The organism is Sporofaciens sp. St.21A7 (genome assembly GCF_059728535.1).
Window position 1 is genome coordinate 1,190,777 of record NZ_BAAGFN010000001.1, and the last position, 16,511, is coordinate 1,207,287.

General features: G+C 46.6%; 16 protein-coding genes and 2 pseudogenes. 13 read left to right on the top strand and 5 right to left on the bottom strand.

Going from position 1 to position 16,511, the window contains the following annotated elements; genetic code table 11:
• The first annotated feature begins 450 nt into the window (after positions 1–450).
• From AC6I3O_RS06035 to AC6I3O_RS06045, 3 genes are read left to right on the top strand one after another with little or no spacing between them, the layout of a single operon-like run.
• A complete protein-coding gene (locus AC6I3O_RS06035; RefSeq protein ID WP_497850089.1) occupies positions 451–2,052 on the top strand; it encodes an ATP-binding cassette domain-containing protein in 1,602 nt (533 codons plus the stop codon).
• Positions 2,010–3,827 carry an ABC transporter ATP-binding protein gene (locus tag AC6I3O_RS06040; protein WP_497850090.1) on the top strand — a complete coding sequence of 606 codons (1,818 nt, stop codon included), beginning with the start codon at positions 2,010–2,012 and terminating at the stop codon, positions 3,825–3,827. Before AC6I3O_RS06035 ends, AC6I3O_RS06040 begins: the two co-directional genes overlap by 43 nt.
• Positions 3,766–5,745 carry an ATP-binding cassette domain-containing protein gene (locus AC6I3O_RS06045; RefSeq protein ID WP_497850091.1) on the top strand — a complete coding sequence of 660 codons (1,980 nt, stop codon included), beginning with the start codon at positions 3,766–3,768 and terminating at the stop codon, positions 5,743–5,745. Before AC6I3O_RS06040 ends, AC6I3O_RS06045 begins: the two co-directional genes overlap by 62 nt.
• A gap of 59 nt (positions 5,746–5,804) precedes the next feature.
• Here the strand turns inward: AC6I3O_RS06045 and AC6I3O_RS06050 are convergent, their stop codons facing one another.
• The 4 genes and pseudogenes from AC6I3O_RS06050 to AC6I3O_RS06065 form a co-directional block, all read right to left on the bottom strand.
• A complete protein-coding gene (locus AC6I3O_RS06050; protein ID WP_497850092.1) occupies positions 5,805–6,230 on the bottom strand; it encodes a hypothetical protein in 426 nt (141 codons plus the stop codon).
• A gap of 297 nt (positions 6,231–6,527) precedes the next feature.
• Positions 6,528–6,617, bottom strand: a pseudogene (locus AC6I3O_RS06055) (TnpW family protein); the annotation flags it as partial.
• Positions 6,599–6,741: pseudogene (locus tag AC6I3O_RS06060) on the bottom strand (ATP-binding protein); the annotation flags it as partial. The pseudogenes AC6I3O_RS06060 and AC6I3O_RS06055, both read right to left, overlap by 19 nt.
• A gap of 95 nt (positions 6,742–6,836) precedes the next feature.
• The gene (locus AC6I3O_RS06065; protein WP_497850093.1) at positions 6,837–7,988 is read right to left on the bottom strand and encodes an AAA family ATPase; all 1,152 of its coding nucleotides are present in this window, start codon (positions 7,986–7,988) and stop codon (positions 6,837–6,839) included.
• Positions 7,989–8,161: 173 nt separating this feature from the next.
• On the opposite strand from AC6I3O_RS06065, the gene AC6I3O_RS06070 reads away from it, so the two are divergent.
• Genes AC6I3O_RS06070 through AC6I3O_RS06080 form a run of 3 tightly spaced genes read left to right on the top strand, consistent with a single transcriptional unit; the run spans position 8,162 to position 9,523 of the window.
• A complete protein-coding gene (locus AC6I3O_RS06070) occupies positions 8,162–8,521 on the top strand; it encodes an AAA family ATPase (protein WP_497850094.1) in 360 nt (119 codons plus the stop codon).
• A 4-nt stretch (positions 8,522–8,525) separates the two neighbouring features.
• A complete protein-coding gene (locus AC6I3O_RS06075; RefSeq protein ID WP_497850095.1) occupies positions 8,526–8,996 on the top strand; it encodes a YbaK/EbsC family protein in 471 nt (156 codons plus the stop codon).
• A 23-nt stretch (positions 8,997–9,019) separates the two neighbouring features.
• Positions 9,020–9,523 (top strand): methylated-DNA--[protein]-cysteine S-methyltransferase, encoded by a 504-nt coding sequence (locus tag AC6I3O_RS06080; protein WP_497850096.1) that lies wholly within the window; start codon positions 9,020–9,022, stop codon positions 9,521–9,523.
• A 96-nt stretch (positions 9,524–9,619) separates the two neighbouring features.
• On the opposite strand, the gene AC6I3O_RS06085 is transcribed toward AC6I3O_RS06080, so the two are convergent.
• The gene (locus AC6I3O_RS06085; protein WP_497850097.1) at positions 9,620–10,570 is read right to left on the bottom strand and encodes a methyl-accepting chemotaxis protein; all 951 of its coding nucleotides are present in this window, start codon (positions 10,568–10,570) and stop codon (positions 9,620–9,622) included.
• 422 nt (positions 10,571–10,992) lie between these two features.
• Between AC6I3O_RS06085 and AC6I3O_RS06090 the strand changes: the two genes are divergently transcribed.
• The 7 genes from AC6I3O_RS06090 to AC6I3O_RS06120 all read left to right on the top strand — a co-directional run bounded on the left by AC6I3O_RS06090 (position 10,993) and on the right by AC6I3O_RS06120 (position 16,444).
• Complete coding sequence (locus tag AC6I3O_RS06090; protein WP_497850098.1) at positions 10,993–11,904, top strand: helix-turn-helix domain-containing protein; 912 nt, start codon at positions 10,993–10,995, stop codon at positions 11,902–11,904.
• A gap of 25 nt (positions 11,905–11,929) precedes the next feature.
• Positions 11,930–12,496, top strand: coding sequence for a sugar O-acetyltransferase (locus tag AC6I3O_RS06095; protein WP_497850099.1), 567 nt, complete (start codon positions 11,930–11,932; stop codon positions 12,494–12,496).
• Positions 12,486–13,106, top strand: a complete 621-nt coding sequence (locus AC6I3O_RS06100) for an NUDIX hydrolase N-terminal domain-containing protein (RefSeq protein WP_497850100.1) — start codon at positions 12,486–12,488, stop codon at positions 13,104–13,106. Before AC6I3O_RS06095 ends, AC6I3O_RS06100 begins: the two co-directional genes overlap by 11 nt.
• Entirely contained in the window at positions 13,099–13,752 is a 654-nt protein-coding gene (locus tag AC6I3O_RS06105; protein WP_497850101.1) for a hypothetical protein, read from the top strand. Before AC6I3O_RS06100 ends, AC6I3O_RS06105 begins: the two co-directional genes overlap by 8 nt.
• Before the next feature lie 223 nt (positions 13,753–13,975).
• Complete coding sequence (locus AC6I3O_RS06110) at positions 13,976–15,229, top strand: ATP-binding protein (RefSeq protein ID WP_497850102.1); 1,254 nt, start codon at positions 13,976–13,978, stop codon at positions 15,227–15,229.
• Positions 15,230–15,384: 155 nt separating this feature from the next.
• A complete protein-coding gene (locus tag AC6I3O_RS06115) occupies positions 15,385–15,867 on the top strand; it encodes an RNA polymerase sigma factor (RefSeq protein ID WP_497850103.1) in 483 nt (160 codons plus the stop codon).
• Positions 15,857–16,444, top strand: a complete 588-nt coding sequence (locus AC6I3O_RS06120) for a hypothetical protein (RefSeq protein WP_497850104.1) — start codon at positions 15,857–15,859, stop codon at positions 16,442–16,444. The genes AC6I3O_RS06115 and AC6I3O_RS06120 overlap by 11 nt, the downstream gene beginning before the upstream one ends.
• Positions 16,445–16,511 lie beyond the last annotated feature (67 nt).

A 16,511-nucleotide genomic window follows, 5' to 3' on the forward strand; every position in this document is an offset into this window, starting at 1 on the left:
TTTTAGATACTGGTTTTCACTTTTCTGTTAATGCAATGATATCCTCAGGGGTATCACTACTTAGAAAAGTAAGCCATCCGTCCAGCCGATTCTTTATAGCTTTATTTTGATTGTTTTCCTTATAAATGTCAAGCGCTACGAATATAAATTTTTGCAACAGATTGATTTTTAAACCTGTATTTGATGTCTGTTGGAACTTGTGAATATGTTTGTAGTTCTTTTCGACGTTGTTCGACATAGAAAAATAGATATGAATTTTGTTGGTTCTGAGAGGTTTTAGACAGTAATTTTAAAGAAATATATTCAGATTTTTGGGAATAAAATGAAGATTTTCAAGGTGGTTTATGATATAATAACAGTAGGATTTTTGTTGCTCGATTCTCTTTTTTTTGCACCAGATTGAGTAATAATTTGTTTCTGTTTTGGATATGGATAGGAGGGGATTTTGTTGTGAAAAAGCGTGGAATGGGATTTTATGTGAGAAAAGTTATGCCATTTATTATTTTCCAGATTGCGGCAGATTTTGTCTGTACTTTGTTGGCGTCTATGTATCCGTATCTACAGAAATTGTTGTTTGATTCTGACCAAAAACTGACGGTAATTTTCTGGTATGCTGTTTTTCATGTGCTAGATGTTTTGATTAATTATGTTGGAATGAGAGCGACATTTGCACAGGGAATCGGGATAGAGCGGGCGATGAAACACGATTTTTTTAAGAGTGTGGTGCGGCAGCCTAAGAAGGAGTTTGTGAAGCATGATATTGGTACGTATCTGTCATGGCAGAGTAATGATTTGGCGGCGGTGGAGATGGATTATGTACAGCCTATGGTTGACATTGTTCGCTCCATTAATATGTTTCTCATCTATGGCGTTGTGATTTTCGGATTGGTGGACTGGAGGATTGGATTGGTGTTATTTCTTTCATCAATCGTGACTGTGGCGGGACCGAAATTATTTGGAGATAAGATGGCGTCGGCGCGCAGTGTGCATCAGGAGAAGATTGCCGAGTACACGGGAGTGGTCAAGGATTTGCTCGAGGGGTTCGCACTTGTGAATTCCCGAACGAGGCGGCAGTTTATCGGCGTGCAGGATGAGAAACTCGAGGAGATGTGTGGGAAACGCAGGCTGTATGGAAAGGCAAAATCGGCTTCCATTGCCGTCAATGATATGGCGGTGCGGGTGATTCGGATTGCGAGTTTTGCGGCGGCGGGAATCCTGCTGGCGAAGGGGGAGATAACGATTGGTACATGCGTCGCCACTTTTGGTTATGTGGATAGTTTCCTGTCTCCGATTCAGTCAATTTTATATGATGTGAGTGCAATTCAGTCGGTGGCAGAGGTAAAGCGGAAGGTTATGGATTTCCTGGCGGAAAGAGAGCCGGATGGGAGGGAGAAGGCGGATACTCTTAATGAAGCGATTCGTCTTGATAATGTCAGTGTTCATTTTGACGGGTTTTCGATGGAGCATTTTTCTTATTCTTTTGAGAAGGGGAAGAAGTATGCGCTGACGGGACATAGCGGTTCTGGGAAGTCTACGGTTATGAATCTGCTTACCGGAGATTTGGAGGCGGAGGAGGGGGAGGTTTTGATTGACGGCGTACCCCTTGCAAAACTGGATGTTTCGGAACTGGTTTCCTGCGTCCATCAGGGCGAGCATGTTTTCCGGGCAGGTTTTTGGGATAATGTGACGGTGTTTGGGGCGTATCCGGATGATTTGCTTTGTGAGTTGAAGAGGAGGCTTGGCAATCCGGTGCTTGACGCTGTGGCAGGGAGGACGGAGGCGGATAACTGTCAGGATATGAGCGGAGGGGAGCGGCAGACATTGGGATTTCTGCGCATGTTGCTGGCGCATACTCAGATTATTTTGATGGATGAACCCTTTTCTGCCGTTGACCCTTTTACGCGGGAGGTTTATCTGGATTATCTGCTGAAAGAGATGGATTCGGAGACGACTTTGATTATGGTTACACATGATTTGTCGGAGAGACTGAAGGAGTTTGATGAAGTAATATGGATGGAGCATGGCGGGATAAAAAAGGATTTTATTTCCTAAAGAACAGGCAGTATGGGAAGCTATGTACATACGGTCTGATTTTTGCGAAGGTATCGGCGGGGATTCTGCCGTTGGTTGAGATGCTGCTTACGGCAAGGTTTATTGATGCGGTTTCGGGCGTGTTTGTGTCCCATGAGGTCGGGGCGGATATTTTCCTGCTGGTGATTCTTTGGATTTTGGTAATTGGCGTTACGTGGGTGGTGAATGAATCGGTTCAGTTTATTCTGTGCAGGTTGACCCAGAGAGTCCGGGAGGGAGTCCGGGCAGAACTTACGAGGAAGACGGCTTGCCTGCCTTATTATCTGGTTGAGAATCAGAGGGTGCAGGATCAGATTGGGCGTCTTGCGAAGAATCCTGAGAAAGAGATTGTGGACGGTCTGTATATTATGCTGAGCATTGCTGTGATTGGCGTCCGGGTGCTGGGAATTGGGGGAATTGTCAGCGCCCGGGTGTGGTGGTGCGGCCTGTTCCTGTTTTTGCTGTTTCTTCCGTTGGTGTATCTGGCGAAAAAGAATGGGGAGAATATGTACCAGGTTGGCAAAGAGGTCTCGGGACATATGCGCAGATATGGGTATTATGATGAATTGCTGAACAGCCGTGAAGATGTTTTGGAGAGGAACCTTTTTTCTTTTACCGGATTTTTGCAGGGGAAATGGAGCCGGGAGTATGATTTGGCTTCCCGGTTGTATATGAAGTCTTTTTTGAAGTATTTTTTTGCTGCCCGGGGTTATGGGCTGGCGGCTGCAATGATTTCCGTTTTTATGATTCTGGCGCTGCTTCTTCCGTTGGGAAGCGGGGAGATATCGGTGGGGATTTTTGTCTCTGCCGCTTCCCAGCTTTTGAACGTGGTTTCAATCATGGTGCAGCAGTTGTCGGAGTTGTTGAAACAGTTGTCTGGAAATCGGGAATTTAGGAAGGATTTGGTTGATTTTATGGGGCTTCCCGAAGAAGGAGAGGACATTTTGGAGGCGCCGGACAACGCTTTTGCAGGGTTTGGGGAGCTTGTGTTTGAGCATGTGTCGTTTTGTTACCCGGGGACGGAAAAATATGTGCTAAGAGACGTGTGTTTCCGGCTGGAGGCGGGGAAGCATTATGCATTTACCGGGGCGAATGCCGCCGGGAAGTCTACGGTGATTAAGCTGATGACGGGGCTTTATGATTCATATGAGGGAAGGATTCTTGTGAATGGGAGGGAGCTTAGGGAGTATAGCCCGCAGGAGAAGAAGGGCCTGTATGCGGTTGTTTTTCAGGATTTTGCCAGATATCAGATTTCGGTCAGGGAGATGGTTGGGATTGGAGGTGCGGCGTTTGGGCAAAGCACGTTGGGGAAGCGGCCGGATGCCGGGAAGATCCGTCTTGCGCTGGAACAGGTAGGGCTTTCGGAGTTTGTGGATAGTTTGGCTGACGGGATCGATACGACGCTTGGAAAGTTTGAACAGGATAATGGGGAGGCTTCCGGCGGGCAGTGGCAGAAGCTTGCACTTGCCCGTGCGTTTGTAAGCGACGCCCCAATCTGTATTCTGGACGAGCCGTCTGCGTCCTTAGATCCGGTCAGCGAGAGTAGGCTGTATCAGGAATATGGGAAATTGAGCCAGGGAAGGACGACCGTATTTATCAGCCATAGGCTAGGGTCTGTCCGTCTTGCGGATTTGATTTTTGTTTTTGGAGAGGGGCGTGTTCTGGAGCAGGGGACGTTTGAGGAGTTGATGGGTTATGAATCAAAATTCAGGGAAATGTATGAGGTGCAGAGAAGCTGGTATGAAGAAGCGTCATAAAAAGTTTGTGTTTGGAAGAATCCTTGCGTTGACATTTCGTGCTGCGCCTGTGGGAGTGTCGGTTATTTTGCTGACGGGAATCCTTCACAGTGTGTTTCTGGTATTGCAGACGGTCTGTATGCAGGTATTTTTTGAACGGGTTTCTGCCGGAAACCTGCAGGTATTGGCGGCGGCGCGGCATCCGACAGAGGCGGCGCCTGGCTGGGGATGGCTTTCGTTTGGAAACGGGGGGATTTTGGAGAGTATCCTTATCCTGGCGGGAGTGATTGCCGCAGGGCTGATTTTTGGCACGGTTCATAATGCTGTGGTTGAGGGCGTTTCCTTTCGGGTGGTAAAGGAGTTTAACCGCCGCCTTCAGATGCAGACGGCAAGATTCCCGGCGGAAGCGTTTGAGGACGCTTCCTTTCTGGAACGCCATGAGAATGCCAAGAAGGGTGTGGAGCAGAGCGTGTTTTTTATGAATATCTGCTTTTTGATTGCTACTTATTATGTGCCGTATTTTGTTTTGATGGGGATTTATCTTGCTATGCTGAAACCGGTTTTTCTAGCCGCGCTTTTGTTGATTTTTCTTCCTGTTTTGGCGCAGCAGAGGTATCGGAGCAGGAGTTTTGCGAAGCTTGAGCAGGAGACTGTGAAGGACCGCAGGATGTTTGAGTATTACCAGGGCTGCATGACGAAGCTGGAATTTTTTAAGGAAACGAGGCTTTTAGGGGCGTATCATTTTTTTGAGCGGCTGTTTCTCGAAGCTCTGGGGAGGTATGGCAGGAAGGAGTGGCGGGTGCAGGTCAGTTCCGGAGTCCGTCAGATGTTGATTAAGAGCCTGACGCTTGCCGGGTATCTTGCCGTGATGCTGCTGTTTGTGTGGGAGGTGTGGAACGGAGGCGTTTCTGTGGGGGCGTTTGCGGCGTTGTTTACGTCGCTGAATACGATGTTCCGGATTATGGAGGAGCTGGTCTGCGGCCATGTGGGGAGGATTAGCGAGAATTATGGGAGTATCAGGAATTATGCCGCGTTTCTTGACTTAGAACCTGTGAATGGGACAAGCACGGAGATTGGGGAGGGAAACCCTGAGATTCGGGCAGAGCATCTGGATTTTTGTTACCCAGGATGTGAGACGGAAGTTTTGAAGGATGTGAGTTTTGTGGTCCGTCCCGGAGAGACGGTGGCTGTGGTGGGGGAGAACGGTGCAGGAAAGTCTACCCTTCTGAAAGTTCTGTGCGGGCAGTATCTTCCGACAGGCGGATGTCTCAGGATTAACGGGAAATGTACGGGGGAACTAAGATGGGAGGCTTTTGCGGATTCTTTGAGCGGGGTGTTCCAGAATTATGTGCGGTATGGGATGACGCTTTTTGAGAATGTAGCGGTGTCAGACAGCGGGCGTATAAAGGCGGAGTGTGCTGCTTTGGACGGCAGATGCATGGGAACGGGATGTGAGGATGCCTTATGTGCCGGACGTATGAAGGAAGCCTGTGAAGACGAGGCGTGTGAGAAGACTGTGGAGAAGATTTTGCAAAAATGCGGGTTTCCCGTGGAGCGGATGCCTGAGGGGCTTTCCACGATGCTGTCCCGGGAGTTCGGGGGGATTGATTTGTCGGGAGGGCAGTGGCAGAAGGCGGCGATTGCGAGAGGATGTTTCCGGGAGCGCGGGATGCTGATTCTTGACGAGCCGACGGCGGCGATTGACCCGTTGGAGGAGCGGCATATGTATCTGCTTTTTGAGGAGATTTGCAGGGAGCGGACGGCTGTGATTATTACGCACCGCCTTGCGGCGGCAAGGGCGGCGGACCGGATTCTTGTCATGGAGAAGGGGCATTTGGTGGAACAGGGGACGCATGATGAGCTGGTTCGGGCAAAAGGGGCATATTGGCGTATGTATGATCTGCAGAAGCAGAATTATGCGGAGTTTGTTTCAGGTTGATGAAGTTTGTTAAACAAAAAAGACTGGGAATCTGTTTTTAGATTCCCGGTCAGTATCATTTATGCTGTCTGTTCCGCTTTCAGTTTTTTTACTTCATCAAGAGAAAGTCCAGAAATATTTGCAATTTCTTCCAGAGCATATTTTCCAGCTGACAGCATGCGAAGAGCAACCTCTTTTAAAGATTCACTTCTCATATCTTCCATAATTTTACACATCTCGCTCACTCCTTTTGGGTTCTCTTTTAGATACCGTGTTCGGTTTGCCATCAATTCAAAATTCATATCAGCTGCTTGGGTACAGTTAAAATCGTGCATGAGTTTTCCAATATCGGATTCTCCACGATATTCACCATTCACATAAAGGATATGCTCCCCATCTTCAAAAGATTTACCCGTTGCAAGGTTGATTCTCTCAATCGGATAAACTGCTTCGCTCTGACCGTAAAAATCTTTTTCAATGATAAAGATTGTATATGTGTCCGGCAACTCTTTAAATTCCACTCAGTAATAATTAAATCAGGTTTATTAGTGATAATGCGTAACACAAATTCAGCCAATGGAATGTTATCCTTAAAAAGACAACGCATAAATCATCATCGATTGGTCTTAACAAACGCAAACGCTGCAAATCTTCTTGATGTTGCTTATCCGTCAATGTCAATCTTCCCACCTGTTTCCCGCTCGTTTTCGTAGCTCTATATTACCATAAACCTCCCGATTTTACAAGCCGGGAGCCTGTGCAATTCTGAATCCCGGCTTGTTTGCATTATCGCTTTTTCAGATCTACCGTATCTCATTTTTCAGCATACGCTTGATTTTGTCGCTTAACGTGCTGGTCTTGCTGAAATGAACCCTCACAATATAGGTAGTTCTTTCGCCGTCGCTTTGGTCCCCCTGACTGCTTCCTCCCGGAAATTCTTACCAGAAAAGAGAACTGGCGCCACCGTTTCAGCGTGCGGTCATAAATCCCTGCGTGGGCAAAGCCTGGCGGATTCTTGTCATGGAGAAGGGGCGTTTGGTGGGCGGCGTCTGTTTCAGGTTGATGAAAAATGGGGCTGCCGTAGAAAAGTGTGAACCGTTTTTACTTTTTTATCATATCCGATTCGAGATTTCACTGAACTGCTCCATTAATTCCTTGTTTGGAATGCAGACGGTTTCTTTTTCGCAGGTAAGGAATCCGTATACGACCATTGCGGAAAATATCTCGTCTTTGGTCTGGAGGCTCATAGAGGATGCGGTGTATTCCCGTATTTTGATTGGAATGGATACGCCCGATATCATCCGGACAAGGTCCTCTCTGACTGCTGCAATGTTGTTTTTGATATAATAGAATATTTCGTCGTATGGGCCGGAACTTGTCCAGTAATTGCCTAGATTGTTGTTGGTCAGGGAGACGATTACGGAACGTGGATTATAAATTCGTTGATTGGATTTTGTGTGGTATCCATCGTACCATGTTTTTAGTCCGGCTCTGGTGATTTGCGGGTTGTCCATACATTTTTTCTGGTATCTTTCAAATAAAATATCCACTTCTTTTTCTGTGAATCCAAAATAGGTGGAATATTTTTCTTCTGTTGCCATCGTGTATTCCATAAACATATTTAATTCGGAGCCGCTTGAGTATTTTGCTATAGGGAGGATTCCGGTCATATATGCCAACTGCACATAGGGACGATCTTTTAACAGGCTTCGCAGGAACGACAAATATGCCTTTTTTTCCGTTTCAGTGACATATGGCTGATGGAATATGAAGTCCCATTCGTCCAGTATGAATATGAAGCGTATGGAGGAGTCTTCTGCGTATAGGTCTGTCAGCATATCTATGGCTGAGTCTTCTTGATCAGGCCCTATATGTGGGTAGGCTTTCTTTAGGTCGCGTATTAAACGTGTTTCAATTCGGGTTATGTATTGTTCGTAGCTTGCGCATTGTCTTGTGATATCGTTTAGCGGGATGTGGATCACTGGATATCGGTTGAGATACGTTTGGTAGCCGCTTCTTTTGCTGATTTGCAGTTTGCCGAAAATGTCTGCCGTATCATGGGCGTTGGAAAAAAACGCTGCAATCATATTTGCCATTACGGTTTTCCCGAAACGGCGCGGGCGGGTGATACAGATATAATTGGAGCCTTCTTTTACGAATGGGAACAGTTCTTCGAGTAATAGTGATTTATCTATAAAGTATGGTTTTTTGGTTTCGTTTTTGTATAATGTGCGGGCTGTCCCGCTGTTCAAATAAACTCCCATAGTGTTATGTCTCCTTTTCGAGGATTGGAATGCCCAGGGGCATGCATTACGGTGTGCCCTTGGGGATACTTTATCATGTCTTGAAGATTTTCTCAATATTGAATTGGTATCTTAATTATACCCAAGGTCAGTACACGGGTTGCGTAGGGAATGATTATGGGGTATACTTTTACATGTCAGCGGTTGACAGGATACGATGGAGGATGATTGACGATATGGGAAACGGGATTATGATGTGCGGCCTGAACGGCAGCGGGAAGAGTACGCTTGGCAAGGCTTTGTCAAAGCGGCTTGGGTATCATTTTATTGACAATGAGCGGCTCTTTTTCCCCAAGACAGATCCGGGTTATTTGTTTGCTTCTCCCCGTTCTAAGGAGGAGGCTTTTTTTCAAATGGTTGCCGGCAGAACAGACCAGTATGTGGAGGAATGGGTAGAGTCTGTGGACTGTCCGGTGATTCGGGTAGACGGGACGAAGGATATAGAGTTGAATGTGGACTATATTGTGGGGCAGATGGAGTTGGAAGAGGAGTAATGATATGGCGATTGAAAGAGTGAAAGATTTTTTTCGGAAATATGGGATAGAGGACCGGATTCAGGAATTTGACGTTTCCAGCGCGACTGTGGAGCTTGCGGCGGCAGCGCTCCATTGCGAGCCTCAGAGGATAGCGAAGACACTTTCCTTTTTGGTGGATGGACATGCAGTACTTGTTGTGACAGCGGGGGATGTGAGGATTGATAACCCGAAATATAAGGCGCAGTTTGGGACGAAGGCGAAGATGCTTCCCAAGGATGATGCAAAAAAGCTGGTGGGACATGCTGTGGGCGGTGTGTGCCCGTTTGCCGTGAATGAGGGCGTGGATGTGTATTTGGATGAATCCTTGCGGAGGTTTGAGACGGTTTTCCCCGCCTGTGGAAGCGGGAACAGTGCGATTGAGCTTACGATTCCGGAGTTGGAGGAGTACTCCGGGTTCATCCGGTGGGTCGATGTCTGCAGGTTGGCAGAATAAGGCATAGCAGGAGGTCTGAGAACATGGAATATACACATCATTATGATTCGCCCTTTGGCGGGATAACCCTTGCCAGCGACGGAGAAGCGCTGACCGGGTTATGGTTTGACGGCCAGAAGTATTTTGGCGCTTCGTTATCGGATCACTGTGAACCGAGAGAGTTACCTGTATTTGAAGAGGCTGACAAGTGGCTTACAATCTATTTTGACGGAAAAGAACCGGACTTTATGCCGCCGCTGTCTATGAAGACAACGCCCTTTCGCAAGGCAGTGTGGGAGATCCTGCGTACGATTCCCTATGGACGGACGATGACTTATGGTGAGATTGCAGAACGAATCGCCGGACAGATGGGGCTTTGCAGGATGTCGGCGCAGGCAGTCGGCGGGGCTGTGGGACATAACCCGATCTCGTTGATGATTCCATGCCATAGGGTCGTTGGGACAGACGGAAGCCTGACGGGATACGCAGGCGGCATTGAAGTGAAAAAGAAGCTGCTAGTTTTGGAAAATGCGGATATTTTGTGTTGATTTGGAGTCAGGTTCAGTTACTTGTTAAGAGGCTGCTGCAAAATAGAAGATTTGCAGCAGCCTCATTTGCTTTTCATGCCGAAAGATGGCTATTATTTATTTAATGCGGAACTGGCTGATTAATTGGTTCAGTGTCTTTGCCTGACCAGACAGTTCGTTGGAGATTGCCGCGCTTTCCTCAGCGGCGTCTGAATTTTCTTCGATGACTTTAGACACTTCTTTGATTCGGTTTTCCACGGACACGATCATTTCAGACTGCTGTACGCTGGCATCTGATATCTCATCCATCAATGTTTTGATGGATTGGATGCATTCGTTGATGAGCTGCATTGCGGAAATGGCCAGGTTCGTGGATTCTGTACCTGTCCGGACATCGTTGAGTGAGCGCCCAATTAACGTGCTCGTATTACTTGCAGCTTCGGCAGACTTGGAGGCCAGGTTCCGGACTTCGTCGGATACGACGGAGAAACCTTGCCCGGCTTCGCCTGCACGGGCGGCTTCTACCGCTGCGTTCAGCGCAAGGATGTTTGTCTGGAATGCGATATCTTCAATAGTCTTTATGATACTGCCGATCTGTGAGGAGGACTCATCGATATTTTTTGTAGCAGTAATCAACTGCTCCATTTTTGTATCTGCCTCGGCTGCGTAGTCGGTGGCTTTGTCCACAAGGCTGCTGGCGTTGCCGCACCGGACTGCGCTGTTCTGTATCTGGGTAGTGATATCTGTAACGTTGGACACGAGCCTGCTCATGGAGTCTTTCTGCTGCATGGTTCCCAGGGAAAGGGATTGGGCGCCGGCGGACACCTGATTTGCGCCGCTGTTTACCTGGCTGGCGATCTGGGCGATGTCCCGCATTACGTCGGTTAAATGGGTGCGGATACTTTTCAGGCTTTCAGCAAGGGCGCGGAAGTCCCCGATGTAGTAGTCCTCGTTTTTCACCACATCTACGGCGATGTTGCCTGCAGCCATTTCGCCAAGTATCCGTCCGATATCCTCAATCGTTTTTCGCAGGCAGCCGCAGACTTGATGTATGGTTTCTGCAATCATGCCGATTTCATCTGTCCTGCCATAGAATGGTTCCAGCTCCTGGTCAGCAGATAGTTCCAGCCTGCCTAAACGGCTGATTGCCTGAGCTGCCGGTTCCCGGGGATTTCATGATGCCTAAGTTGGTAAGCCCGGGCTGTGCCAGGATTGTTTTCTGGAATGTATCTAATGAGTCGCCGGTTCGGGTGGTGATTCCGATTGCGTCCTGGGAAGTATGGGTCAGGACATACGTTTCGGGGGTGGCGATATACAACCCCTCAAAGATACCCTTGACCGCCGCAAAATCTTCGGTGTATCGCTGTGCTTCCGCAATCAGAGCGGGATTCTCCGGATCTTAATGGCAACAAGATTGATATTACAACGAAAACAGGGTAAAATATTCTCGGGGAGTGGCAGGATAAGGAAAAGTAACGGGAGGATATCCGATGAAGATTGTTCAGGGATTTGAATTTTGTGCAGGAAGCAAGGAAGAGCGTCTGCCGGATTTTGCAGATGATTTTCCTTATACGATGACTTGTGCCGAGCTGGATAAATATGTGGGTAAGTCTGTGCCATGGCACTGGCATAAGGCTGTAGAATTGTTCTATATGGAGAGCGGTGCGCTGGAATATCACACGCCTAAGGGAAAGCTGGTGTTTCCTGCCGGATCCGGCGGTTTTGTGAATTCCAATGTGCTCCATAGGACGAGGGCTCTGTCCCATACGGAGCAGAATGTACAGCTTCTACATATTTTTGAACCGTCCCTTATCTCCGGAAATCAGGGGAGCCGGATTGAGAAAGAATATGTTTTGCCGGTGGTGACGGCGCCGCAGATGGAGATTATTGGTTTTTTCCCGGAGCATGAAAGGCATGCAGGGCTTCTTGGGCTGATTCAGGAGGCGTTTCATTTGCAGGAGTGTGAGCGTGGGTATGAGATTCGTGTCAGGGAAGCGTTGTCGCGGATATGGCTTTTGCTTTTTGATTGTTTTTATTCTCAGTCGGAGGGCGGCGCAAAGCTGGACAAAAACGATGAAAGGCTGAAAGAGATGCTGATTTATATCCATGAGCATTTCCCGGATAAGCTTACGGTGGCCAAGCTTGCTTCGGAAGTCTATCTAAGCGAGCGGGAATGTTTCCGGCTTTTCCGTAATTATCTCCATGTTTCGCCGACAGAGTATGTCAGGGACATAAGGCTTCGCATGGCTTGCCAGATGCTTGCCGGCGGGCGGGAGTCGGTCACAGAGATTGGGCGGGCCTGCGGATTGGGCAGCGGCAGTTACTTTGGCAAGGTCTTTCGGGAAAATGTGGGATGTACGCCGGTGGAATTTCGGAGGAAATGGCAGGATAGTGATAGTTAATGGCTGAATTGGGATAGGGGATTTTTTGGAAACGGCAGACAGGGATACCCTGTGTACGATTGCCCGTGCAAGGGAGCTTACGCGGGATTATTATTTGTGCGATTACGACGATACAACGAGAAGACATGAGATTTTGACGGAGCTGTTGGGCGGGATAGGGAAGAATGTGGCGATTGACACCCCGTTTCATTGTGATTTGGGCAAAAATATTTTTTTGGGCGATGATGTCATTATTAATATGAACTGTACGTTCGTAGATAATAAGCCCATACGAATCGGGAACCAGGTGCTGATTGCGTCGAATGTGCAGATTTATACTTCTGCCCACCCGGTTTTGCCGCAGGAGAGGCTGGTCGCCGACTGGGAGGAGAAGGGGACGACCTTTTTCCGCACATTTGCAAGGTCTGTGGAGATTGGGGATCATGTCTGGATTGGCGGCGGGTGCATCATCCTGGCGGGCGTGACGATTGGTGAGAACAGTGTGATTGGGGCGGGAAGTGTGGTGACTCGTTCGATTCCTGCAAATTGTGTGGCTGTCGGGAATCCTTGCAGGGTAATCCGATGTTTTGAGGATGAAATCTATGGAGCGTAACGAAATATGGCTTAAATGGGCCGTAAAATTGCAGAGCATTGCGCAGGAGGGGCTTTTTTACGGGAAGGATTTGTTTGATCGGGAACGGTACGAGCGGATTCGGGACATTGCGGCGGAGATGATTTCTTATAAATCAGAAATTCCTGTGGATAAGGTGAAGTCTTTGTTCTGTAACGAGATTGGATACCAGACGCCTAAGATTGACAGCCGCGGGGCGATTTTTAAGGATGATAAAATTCTGCTTGTGAAGGAGAAGAACGGAACCTGGTCTTTGCCGGGAGGCTGGGTCGATGTGGATGTTTCCGTGAAAGAGAATACCATCAAAGAAGTGAAGGAAGAAGCGGGACTGGATGTGACCGCGGATATGGTGATTGCCGTGCAGGACAGGGAGAAACATAACCTGCCGGTATATGCATATAAGGTCTGTAAGATTTTTGTGCTATGCACAGTGATTGGCGGCAAGTTCGAGCCGAATATTGAGACTGTGGAGAGCAGGTATTTCGGTGCTGATGAGCTGCCGGCCCTTGCAGAGGAGAAGAATAATGAGGAGCAGGTGAGGATGTGCTTTGACGCGTATCACTCGAAGAATTGGAGGACGCTGATTGATTGAGAAAAGGGATTATACGATTAAAACCGGGAGATTTGAACGGGGAACCGAGGAACAACAGAAGTTGTTTATGGAATTATTTGGCAAAGAAAATGTTCAATATCAATTTGATTTTTACTTCCACTGGTATAATATTGTACACGAATATGGCCACTGCCTGTGTGATTATTACAACACTGATGTTGTAGGATTGAAGCAGGAATTATTGGTAAACAGATTCGCGGTAAGTTTTTGGTCATATGCAGGGTATCATAAGGAACTGCAAGATTTGGCGGAAATGGTGCATGGTATATTGCAGAAAATGAAGTCCCCTGTGCCGGATGGCCTGTCTTTCATTACGTATTATGAACAGATCTGGGGGACGGACAAGATTATGGAAGTGCCGATATATGGCTATTTTCAGTTCAAAAGTGTACTTATGGCATTGGAGGACAGGGAAGGATTAGCCCATGTTTTGAAGGAGATGGGAATAGAGGGGAGTTTGGCTGGCAATATATATCCATATAGGAAATATTCCATTTCTGTTGAGACTGCACAGGCAGTATTGGAGCATCTGCAGCTATTTCTTGACGGTATAGGAATGAAGCGTCCAAAGGTAAATCTTGAATTGGTGGATGAGCCGTTTGTCCAGTGTGCGGTGATTTCTTAAATTGGCGGGGCAGTCGCTATATATTCACATGGATATTGGAGAGATTTTTATGATTTTTCCGTATAAGAAATAACTCTCAGAATCTTTACTTCGGGAAAATGCATTTTTTTCAGGAGGTTCGGCGTATAATATGAAAAGGGATTGATTTTCCGGACAGTTCCTTATAGAATATAATTACGGGGAATTGCATCAAAATGCAAAAATCCGAAGTAAGGAGAGAGAAATGGAGACGATTAAACGTGATTTATATTTGAATCGATTGATTGAACGCCGGGAAAATGGTTTGATCAAGGTAGTTACAGGTATTCGAAGGTGTGGAAAGTCTTATCTTCTGTTCAAGTTATATTATCAATATCTGTTGGATTCTGGCATAGAGGCATCCAGAATCATCAGGATTCCTTTAGATGACGATGAGTATGAAGAACTCCGTGAGAGCAGACGCCTCAGCGTATATATTAAGAAGTGTATTACTGATGAGGGCACATGGTTTATCTTTTTGGACGAAGTTCAGATGTGCAGGGGATTCGAGTCGGTACTCAACGGTTTAAACAGGAGGGATAATCTGGATATTTATGTAACCGGAAGTAATTCCAAATTCCTTTCTACTGATGTACTGACGGAGTTCCGGGGGCGCGGAGATGAAGTACGGGTTTATCCGCTTTCTTTTTCCGAATATGTTACTGCATATCCGGGGGATAAACAGGATGCCTGGATTGATTATTATAATTATGGAGGACTTCCTTTGATTCTCAGCCGAAAAACGGATGAGTTAAAATCAAGATATCTGATTGACTTATGTAGGGAACTTTATTTAAAAGATATCGAAGAAAGGCATAAACTACGGGGAGATAATGTCATGGATACTCTGGCCAACATACTTGCGTCGGCGGTAGGCTCTTTGACAAATCCGACAAAACTGGCTAATACTTTTAAAAGTAATGGGATTCATGTCAGTGATAAAACGATTGGGGTGTATATTGGATATTTATTGGATGCATTTTTTATTAATAAGGCAGAACGGTATGACATAAAAGGGAAAAAATATATTGCCTCTCCTTTTAAATACTATTTTACTGATATCGGGCTGCGCAATGCCAGACTCAATTTCAGGCAGCAGGAAGAAAATCACATTATGGAAAACATTATTTACAATGAATTGCTTGTCAGGGGATTCAATGTAGATGTTGGCGTTGTGGAACGCTCCGAACGTGATGAAAACGGAAAGATGATACGCAAAAAGTTGGAGGTTGATTTCGTTTGCAATCGTGGCAATCAAAGATACTATATTCAGTCAGCATTTGCTATTCCAGACAATGATAAAATGCAGCAGGAACAGAAATCTTTGGTGCATATTGGCGATTCATTTAAAAAGATTATTGTAGTGAAAGACCGGATTAAATTATGGAGGAATGAGGAGGGAATTGTAATTATGGGAATCATGGACTTTCTTCTGAATCCAAATAGTCTTGAATTATAATCTTTATATTTTATGGCGCACAAAGAGCATAATACCCCGGGGATTATCAAGTGAAGATAATTTGGAAAAAGTTTTGTAACCTTTTTGCCGTTTCATTTGTACTATTAGTGAAAGGCTTTCAAATAACTTTACCCTAAGGTGTTAAAGGAGTTCTCATGAGACGATCTGTGCAGGAGTTGTTTGAAGAATATCAGAACAATCTTTATGCGGCTGCGTTTAATGTGTGCAAGAATGCGGAGGATGCAAAGGATGTAGTTCAGGATACCTTCATTCAATATTATTCATTAAAAAAAGAATTTGACAGTGAACAGCATTTGCGCGCATGGCTTATTCGGGTGGCGATTAATAAGGCAAAGAATGTGAACCGCACCTTCTGGCGCAGGAATAAGCGCTCCCTGGATGATTATATGGAGACGCTGGTATTTGACACTCCGCAGTCGGAGGAGCTGTTCGAGACGGTCATGGGGCTTCCGGAAAAGTACCGCATTGTGATTCATCTGTTTTATTATGAGGATTACTCTGTACATGAAATCGGGGATATTTTGAAAATATCGGATAGTAATGTGAAAGTAAGGCTGTCGCGGGGGCGTTCACTGCTCAAAGAGAGATTACAGGAGGAATGGGACGATGACGAATAAGGAAAAATATAAACAGGCGTTTTCGGCGCTGCATCCCTCCGGTGATATTTCTATGGAGGTGGAAAGGATGGCTATGATGAGCAGAAAAGCGAAATTAAAGACAGCGGCGGCAGCTGTGACGGCCTGCCTGTTGGTGGCTGTCGGAGGCGGCATGGCATATGCGGCGGATGTCGGCGGGATTCAGAGGACGGTTCAGTTGTGGATTAACGGAGAGATGACCAATGCGGAGATTTCCTTTGACGGGGAAGGAAACTATGTGCTTTCCTATCAACGAGAGGATGGTTCCGTGGGAGAGCGCGGGGGCGGAGGAGTCGCGTATGATAAGGATGGTGAGCGTCCGTTGACGGAGAGTGAGCTTCTGGAGGAATTAAACAGCCCGGAAGTGGTTTATGAGGACGACGGGACAGTCTGGGTGTACTATTATGACCAGAAGATTGAGATTACGGACCGGTTTGAGGATGGGGTGTGTTATGTGGAAATCTCTGAGGATGGGAAACCGCTGTATATGACGGTGAAATATCAGGATGGATATGGTATCAGTCCCCATAAGTATCTGAGTCCGGAGTCTTTCAATTAATTTGCCATATAGATAAGTTTTGCATAATCAAGGATGAAAGGGGGAGGGCTGTCGGGAAATGACAAAT